Below are 1,425 nucleotides of genomic sequence, written 5' to 3'. Positions count from 1 at the left end.
GCCCGAGATCGAATGTTTGTTTGCGCAAGTCGGGAACACCCGACTTGCGCTCGCTCCTCAGGATGAGGAAATCGAATGACGGCGGGCGACAGGACAAAGAGCCTCGTCCTCCTCGGCCGCTTCGGCGCGCCGCATGGCGTGCGCGGCGAGATCCGACTGCAGAGCTTCACAAGCGATCCGCTGTCGATCGCAGCCTATGACGGCCTCACCGACAAAAGCGGGACGCGCCATTTCAGGCTGCGCGCCGTGCGCCGGCAGGGCAAGGACATGCTCGTCGCCCAAATCGAGGGCGTCGACGACCGCGCCGGCGCCGAAGCGCTGAACCGCGTCGAACTCTATGTTGCGCGCGACAAGCTCCCCGCGCCGGAAGAGGACGAATTCTATATCGCCGATCTCATTGGCCTTCGCGCCCAGACGCCGGATGGCGCCGAGATCGGCATGATCGTCGCCGTACGCAATTTCGGCGCGGGAGATATTCTCGAAATTGCGCCAACCGGCCAAGGAGAGAGTCTACTCGTGCCCTTCACCAAGGCGGTGGTTCCGACTGTCGACGTTCAAGGCGAGCGTGTCGTTGTCGAGCCGCCGGCGGAGATTGAAGCCGACAGGGAAGAAAAAGATGCTTAGCCGGCGCGTTTTTTTGCCCCGCGTTTCCCCGGCGATGGCGGTTCGACGAGGCGGCCCGTCACATATTTGTGCAGCACGCTCGACATTAACGTCTGATAGCCGACGCCTTCGACTGCGGCCTTCGCCTGCAAATCTTCCAGGTCCCGCGAGGAAATTCTTATATTCACGCGCTTGTCTTTCGTAAGCGCGTCCTTGGCGTACGTTGCATGACGATCAATCTCGTCTCGAACGTCCTTGACCTGACGCCACTCGCCTTGCTCGAATGACGCAAGAATTTCTTCTTCGAGCTGTCGCTCGTCATCCATCTCATTACTCCGACGCAATATAGTCTCGGGTCGCTTTGCGACTCGGGATGATCGTCTTGAGGAAGAGGTCGTCATCCGTTTCTACAAAAGGCACGAGATAGGCGTAGCCGCGAACCCTGACGACAAATAGCCGTTGGCGAGGGTAGCGCGACTTATTTGGGTGCTCGAGTTCGTCGAGCAAGCCTCTGTCTTCGAACCCCGTCGTTCTTCGTCTTCGCCCTCCCTCACGCTTCGTGCCATAACTGCTCCATGTTCCGTGCGACGGTCCTGACGCTTTTTCCCGAAATGTTTCCAGGTCCCTTGGGCCTGTCGCTCGCCGGCGACGCGCTGTCGCGTGGCGTCTGGACGCTTGAGCCGCGGCAGATCCGCGAGCATGGGCTCGGCCGCCATCGCGCCGTCGACGACACGCCGGCCGGCGGCGGCCCCGGCATGGTCATGAAAGCCGACATACGGGCGCGCGCGCTCGACGCCATTCCGCCCGACCCGCGCCCGCGCC

General features: G+C 61.9%; 2 protein-coding genes and 1 pseudogene. 2 read left to right on the top strand and 1 reads right to left on the bottom strand.

Annotation, left to right across the window (positions count from 1 at the left end; all coding sequences use genetic code 11):
- The first annotated feature begins 75 nt into the window (after window positions 1-75).
- Window positions 76-624, top strand: a complete 549-nt coding sequence (gene rimM / locus Q8M88_RS10745) for a ribosome maturation factor RimM (RefSeq protein ID WP_305597154.1) — start codon at window positions 76-78, stop codon at window positions 622-624.
- On the opposite strand, the gene Q8M88_RS10740 is transcribed toward rimM, so the two are convergent.
- Entirely contained in the window at window positions 621-929 is a 309-nt protein-coding gene (locus Q8M88_RS10740) for a hypothetical protein (RefSeq protein ID WP_196404863.1), read from the bottom strand. The genes rimM and Q8M88_RS10740 overlap by 4 nt on opposite strands.
- 249 nt (window positions 930-1,178) lie before the next feature.
- On the opposite strand from Q8M88_RS10740, the pseudogene Q8M88_RS10735 reads away from it, so the two are divergent.
- Window positions 1,179-1,425: pseudogene (locus Q8M88_RS10735) on the top strand (tRNA (guanosine(37)-N1)-methyltransferase TrmD); the annotation flags it as partial.

Origin of the sequence: Phenylobacterium sp., from assembly GCF_030693805.1 — a bacterium.
GTDB lineage: Bacteria > Pseudomonadota > Alphaproteobacteria > Caulobacterales > Caulobacteraceae > Phenylobacterium.
The sequence above is the reverse complement of the archived record's forward strand: the minus strand, read 5'-3'. Positions and strand labels throughout refer to the sequence as shown.